The 6,520-nt window shown below is 68.2% G+C and carries 3 protein-coding genes, 1 tRNA gene and 1 pseudogene; 4 read left to right on the forward strand and 1 reads right to left on the reverse strand.

The annotated features are described in order from the left end of the window. Positions 1-1,306 precede the first annotated feature (1,306 nt). Positions 1,307-2,083: pseudogene (locus tag NQU54_RS43815) on the forward strand (tyrosine-type recombinase/integrase); the annotation flags it as partial. A gap of 702 nt (positions 2,084-2,785) precedes the next feature. Here the strand turns inward: NQU54_RS43815 and NQU54_RS43820 are convergent. Beyond that, positions 2,786-2,858 (reverse strand) — tRNA-Thr (locus NQU54_RS43820). 178 nt (positions 2,859-3,036) lie between these two features. Between NQU54_RS43820 and NQU54_RS43825 the strand changes: the two genes are divergently transcribed. From NQU54_RS43825 to NQU54_RS43835, 3 genes are all read left to right on the forward strand, one after another. Beyond that, positions 3,037-4,173, forward strand: a complete 1,137-nt coding sequence (locus NQU54_RS43825) for an ABC transporter ATP-binding protein (protein WP_167502144.1) — start codon at positions 3,037-3,039, stop codon at positions 4,171-4,173. Between the two features lie 384 nt (positions 4,174-4,557). Then, positions 4,558-4,977, forward strand: coding sequence for a hypothetical protein (locus NQU54_RS43830; protein ID WP_257635878.1), 420 nt, complete (start codon positions 4,558-4,560; stop codon positions 4,975-4,977). Positions 4,978-5,115: 138 nt separating this feature from the next. Next, positions 5,116-5,916: a nucleotidyltransferase family protein gene (locus NQU54_RS43835; protein WP_257635879.1), complete on the forward strand. Its 801-nt coding sequence runs from the start codon at positions 5,116-5,118 to the stop codon at positions 5,914-5,916. Positions 5,917-6,520: the final 604 nt, after the last annotated feature.

Below are 6,520 nucleotides of genomic sequence, written 5' to 3' on the forward strand. Positions count from 1 at the left end.
GACCAGCCGTTGGAGATGTCCATGCTCCACAAGGGCAGTGCGGCCGGGCAATCCAGGCCTTCTGGCTGGCCAGCGCTCAGCTCCAGCAGAGCAAGCTCAACGACGCCTGAGGCAGCGCCGAGCTCGCGCTCGCCCTCACCGCCATCATCGACTCACCCTGAGCCGTGGGGCACATCCACGAGTTCCACCGCCGGCTGGCTCCGTACTCGCGCGAAGCACGGGTCGTCAGCGGATGTGTGAGGTGCTGTGTTAGTCGGTGGACGTGGTGGCCTCGTGCCTCCACCCGCCAGCCCGTCTCCTCCTCGACCTCGCGCGCGCCGGCCTGCTCCAGGGTCTCGTCGGTTCGATGAGGATGCCATCTGGTGATGTCAGAACGTCAGCCGAGCAGTACGCTGCAAGCGGCCCTGCGTCGGTCGGTGTGAACTCTTCCCCGCAGCGCCGACCCGTTGTGGAGGGGACCAGCCCGTTCGAGCCGGGCCAGGGAGGGGAGCTCTACATCGACCGACCGTGCCCCCTGCGCCAGACGCTGAGCTTGGGAATCACAGGGCGGCCCGCGCTAATTGCCGTGTTGACAGCGAAAACGGGCGCTGACTGGCAGGCTGACGTGCCTGTCGCAACAGCTGTCATTGACCGCTGTTCACTGCTCTATCTGGTGCGCATCCGGTGCGGTGTGCCATTCGTCCCAGCCTATGGGCGGGAGGACGTAACCGGAACGCTCGTTCGATCGCTCGGGAAGGGCCCAGCGACCGGAACGTAGTTCGTCGCGGCCCGCGCGATCCCTTGCGGCTTCTGCCTCCGCTGGGGCTGATGGTTAACGAGCTCAGATTCTGCTTTTTCACGGCGCGGTAGCCAGTAATGAACGTCTCCACTCCAGGCTTTCACGGTGAGTTCCAATACATCTCTCCCGGGAAAATGTTTTCCACTCAACCACGCGTAGTACGTCGTACGGGTGACACCTACCTCGTCACAAGTAACGCGGCACTCATCCGCAGCTCCTGCTGTATCGCAAGGTGTTCTGAGCTCAATAGCGAAGGACGCAAGCGGATGCGCCGGGTCCAGAGGAGTGGGTCGTCACCCCATGAAGTCTCCGATAATTGTCATTATGGTGGTCGACCTGCTCGCTCATCTCAACGGCACCCGGCTGCCTGCGAGCATCGTGCGAGGTAGTGCGGCGTTCGGAGTGCCCCTTACGCTGCTGCTCCTAGTGCTGACATCTTTTGGAGCCTTGGCTTGACCTAGCCAGGAGCGCGCAGTCGGCAGCATGATCTGACATGTATCTGGCACAGTCGCTGAGGTTGCTGTACAGCTTGAGCCGCGAAGAAATCTGCTCGTTCCCACCTTTGTTCGAGACGATGTCAACTCCAATTTGGTACCCATTCTGGGGGGCCAAGCGGCTGGAATCCCTCAGCCCTCGCCACGTCCGGGTCTTCCTCGCCGAGCTGGCGCACAAGACCACGCCTGCTACGGCCAAGGAAGCTCACCGCGTGCCGCGTACGGCCCTCAGCGCCAGAAATTTCCGGAGGAGGCGCGCCACGACCGGCTCTACGCGGCGTTCGTGCTCGCCATCGCGATGGGGCTGCGGCGCGGAGAGGTACTGGGGGTTGCACTGGTCGTGGACCTGGACGAGCGAGTGATCCGCGTCGGCAACCAGCTGCAGCGCATCGGTGGTGAGCTGTACCAGGACACCACCAAGACCGGGAAGATCCGGCCGGTGCCGCTCCCCCTGATCTGCCTGGCCGCGTTGCGCTGGCACCGGTTCCGCCTGGCCGGCGCCCCCGCGCCCAGCTCACTCGTCTTCACCACCCGCACGGGCCGTCCGATCGAGCCGCGCAACCTCAATCGGTCCTTCTCCCGGCTCACTGCCTCGGCCGGTCTCCGACCGATCCGGCTGCACGACGCCCGGCACGGCTGCGCCACGTTGCTCACGGCAGCCGGGGTAGCTCCTCGCGTGCTGATGGAGATCCTGGGGCACAGCCAGATCAGCATGCCCATGGACGTCTACACGCACGTCGCCCAGGACACCCAGCGGGAAGCGATCAGCCACATGGACCGGCTGCTGAAACGACGACCCGACCAAGCCTGACCCCGACCTACCGCAGAGGCCCGCCATCACCACCGATGGCGGGCCTCGTGCACGACAGTCGTCAGATCCGATGTTGGACCCAGACCGCGATGATGCCTACGGCGGCCGTGCCAGTACCGGTGCAGGCGCCGCGAAGCATGAGGCTGACGGCCGTCCGACGTCGCCGGGAGAGCCAACGGCTAAAGCCGGATACCCTCGACGGTTTGCGCTCAGACGGCGGCTTGCTCGTATCCTCCACAGGAGTGTTCCTCTCGTCTACATCGCTAGGGACATCACGCGAGGAGTCCTGCCGACCAAATGGCCTCAGAAACCTGGTCGGTTGGGGCTCCTCTGCGCTGTTGACAGGAGTGTAGGACGCTCGCGCGGACGGCCCGAGCGCGGTCGCGTACCAGAAGTCCGTTGTGCTCCACCCTGTGGGCCAACCGGAACTAACCAGGACTAACTAACACGACTCACCGAGGTACGCCGCGACCAGGCAAGATGCCAGTGAGACGTGACCTTGGTCACATTCGAGCTCTAGCGCAATCTACGCCTGACAGGGCACCCCACCGGGCAGCAGGCCGTTAAAGACGCGCGGCATCAGGCGCCCGCGACCTTGCCGCACACCACCCCAAGCGGCGCTTTCTCGCGTTGATGTCACCTGTAGATGTCAAAAGCCCCGGACGAAAAACCGTCCGGGGCTTCTTCCCTGCTCAGACACAGAGCCGACTGTCGGGTTCGAACCGACGACCTTCGCTTTACAAGAGCGGTGCTCTACCAGCTGAGCTAAGTCGGCGTCCACAGCAGTGTACCCGTCCCCGTGGTGTGATCCGTTCGAAAAATTCTCGGGTCTCACCTAGAGACATGGCCACCCTCGCCGGTATAGCGTCACGCCAATCCACCTCCGGTGGACTAGACCCCTACCTTTACTCGGATCGTCCGGCACGTTCCTGCCGGTGAAGGGACACATCACCATGGCCACGGTCACGTATGACAAGGCGACCCGGGTGTACCCGGGCACTGAGAAGCCCGCTGTCGATCAGCTCGACATCTCGATCGAGGACGGCGAGTTCCTCGTACTCGTCGGCCCCTCCGGCTGCGGGAAGTCGACCTCCCTCCGGATGCTCGCGGGGCTGGAGGACGTCAACGGCGGGGCCATCCGGATCGGCGACCGCGATGTCACCCACCTGCCGCCGAAGGACCGGGACATCGCCATGGTGTTCCAGAACTACGCGCTGTACCCGCACATGTCCGTCGCCCAGAACATGGGCTTCGCGCTCAAGATCGCGGGCGTGAACAAGACCGAGATCCGGCAGAAGGTCGAGGACGCGGCGAAGATCCTCGACCTCACCGAGTACCTGGAGCGCAAGCCCAAGGCGCTGTCCGGTGGTCAGCGGCAGCGTGTGGCGATGGGCCGGGCGATCGTCCGGGAGCCGCAGGTGTTCCTCATGGACGAGCCGCTGTCCAACCTGGATGCCAAGCTGCGTGTGCAGACGCGTACGCAGATCGCGAGCCTCCAGCGGCGTCTCGGCATCACGACGGTCTACGTCACGCACGACCAGGTCGAGGCCATGACCATGGGCGACCGGGTCGCGGTCCTCAAGGACGGGCTGCTCCAGCAGGTCGACTCGCCGCGCAACATGTACGACCGCCCCGCCAACCTCTTCGTCGCGGGCTTCATCGGCTCGCCGGCGATGAACCTCGTCGAGGTGCCGATCACCGACGGCGGTGTGAAGTTCGGCAACAGCGTCGTCCCGGTCTCGCGTGAGGCGCTGAGCGCCGCGTCGGACAAGGGCGACCGCACGGTCACCGTGGGCGTCCGGCCCGAGCACTTCGACGTGGTCGAGCAGAACGGCGGCGCCGCCAAGGGCCTCGCCAAGGCGTCCGACGACGCCCCGGCCGGTCTCGCCGTCACCGTCAACGTCGTCGAGGAGCTCGGCGCCGACGGCTACGTCTACGGCACCGCCGAGGTCGGCGGCGAGGTCAAGGACCTGGTGGTCCGCGTGAACGGGCGCCAGGTGCCGGAGAAGGGCGCTCAACTGCACGTCGTGCCGCGGCCGGGCGAGACCCACGTCTTCTCGACCTCCTCCGGCGAGCGGCTCAGCGACTGAGCCCGATGCCCTGACGGTCATCCGGAGTCGTTCCGACGGCGCCGTCCGTCCGCTCCCCGCGGACGGGCGGCGCCGTCGCGTCGTACCCGTGCCGTGCTGCTCACGTTGTGCCCGTGCCGTGCTGCTCACGCTGTACCCGTGCCGTGCTCACGCTGCGCTCGCACCGGGCGTCCCCGGCCGGTGACGCAGGGCGCTCCCACGATGTTGCGTTGTCGATAAATTCCCCGACATTTCGAGCATTTCGCCCTCGAACGTCAACTCTTTGATCGCCAAGAGCGGCTTTCCGTCACCCGGGTTGGTGACTGAATGTCGCCAAATCGTCGCTCCTCGCTACGATCACCGCGTACCGCAGTTCCGTACCACCCACCCGCGAGGAACCGCCCCGTGAACACCGCAGCCCGCCGCATCGGCAGAACGCTCGCTCTCGTCCTCCCCGTCGTGCTCGTCCTCTCCGGCACCCTCGCGGTCACCCGCGTCCCCTGGGCCTCGCCGAGCGCCGAGTCGCAGATCCTCACCGCCTCCTCCGACCGGGCCTCCACGCATGCCTCCCACCGGGCCCCGCACGAGCTGCTGCGCGATCGCCTGCTCGCCGAGCTCCAGGAGAAGAACCCCTCCGTGGCGCTCACCCACCTCCAGGTCGCCACGGCCGAACGGCCCTCGCTCGCCAAGCACTGCGCCTCCATCGCCCGCGCGCTCGGCCGCGCCGCGGTCGCCAAGTACGGCGGTGTGAGCCGCGCCCAGGGGTACGCCCGGCCCGTCTGCGACACCTCGTTCGCCTCCGGGATCACCCAGGCGTACCGCTGACCCGCGTCAGCCGCGCCGCCTGGGCCGCGCGGCTGACGGGCGTGCCCCGTCGCCGCCGCGCTTCCCGCTGCCGCTCTTCCCGCCGCTCCCTCTCCGGCTCCGCCTACGGCGGTCCCCCCACCGCATATGGTGCGGTTCATGAGCGATGACGACGAGCGCAAACCCGGGCATCACCACCAGAGCGCGCGCCCCACACAAGCCGTCGTCCTGGCCGGCGGCCAGGGCTCGCGGCTGCGTCCGTACACCGACGACCGCCCCAAGCCGATGGTCGAGATCCCGGGCACCGGGACGCCGATCATCGGCCACCAGCTGGCCTGGCTGGCCGCCGAGGGCGTCACCGACGCCGTCGTCTCCTGCGGCCACCTCGCCGCCGTCCTCCAGGACTGGCTCGAGGCGGCGGAGCTGCCGCTGCGGGTGACGACCGTCATCGAGAAGGAGCCGCTGGGGCGCGGCGGCGGCCTGAAGTTCGCCGCCGCCAGGCTCCCCCACCCCGACCGGCCCTGGTACGCCACCAACGGCGACATCTGGACCCGCTTCTCGCTCCGCGACATGGCGGACTTCCACGACGAGCGCGGCGCCACCGCCACGCTCGCCCTCGCCCGGCCGCGCATTCCGTGGGGGGCGGTGGAGACCAATGAGTTCGGGCACGTCCTGGACTTCATCGAGTCGCCGCCCTCGCCGTATCTCATCAACGCGGGCGTCTACGTCTTCTCGGCCGCCTTCACCGCGCTGCTGCCCGACCGGGGCGACCACGAGCGCACCACCTTCCCGCGCCTGGCGCGCGAGCGGCGGCTGGCGGGATTCCCACTGCCCCAGGGCGCGTACTGGCGTGCCATCGACACCGCCAAGGATCTGACCGAGGCCGCGAAGGAACTCGCCGCGGGTCCGCCGCCGCACGGCCACGGCCCCTTCGACTCGGAGCCGGTGCCGCACGGCTGAGCCCGCGGCTCAGCCGTGCGGCACCGCTGAACCGCGACTCGTTCGGCACGGCACCGGCGGTGCCGGGCTCGCCACCACTCGCGGACACAGCACCACACAGCTGAGCCGCGCTTCGCTGGCACCGGGCGCGGGCCCGGGACGTCGGCCGCACCCGCTGGTCCGTCATCCACCCACGGCCTCCCCGCCAGCTGAAGGCAGTTCCACACAGCCGAACCGCGACCGAGCCACGCTCCGACGGTGCTGAGCGCGGGCCCGGGCCGTCAGCCGCCCACGGCCTCGCCGCCGACCGCGACAACTCCGCACAGCTGAACCGCGACTGAGCCGCACTTCGATGGTGCCCGGCCGGGCCCAAGGTCGTCGGCCGCCCACGGGACCGTCGGGCACCCGCGGTCTCGCCGTCGGCCGCAGACAGCTCCGTACAGCTGAACCGCGACTGACCCGCTCCTGCGATGCTGGGCGCGGCCCGGGGCGTCAGCCGCCCGCTGGTCCGTCGTACGCCCACGGGCTCGTCGCCGACCGCGACAACTCCGCACAGCTAAGCCGCGGCTGCTCAGCCACGCTCCGGCAATGCTGAGCACGGGCCCAAGCCATCAGCCGCCCACGG

This window comes from Streptomyces malaysiensis subsp. samsunensis (assembly GCF_024519315.1).
In the GTDB taxonomy this organism is placed as follows: domain Bacteria; phylum Actinomycetota; class Actinomycetes; order Streptomycetales; family Streptomycetaceae; genus Streptomyces; species Streptomyces malaysiensis.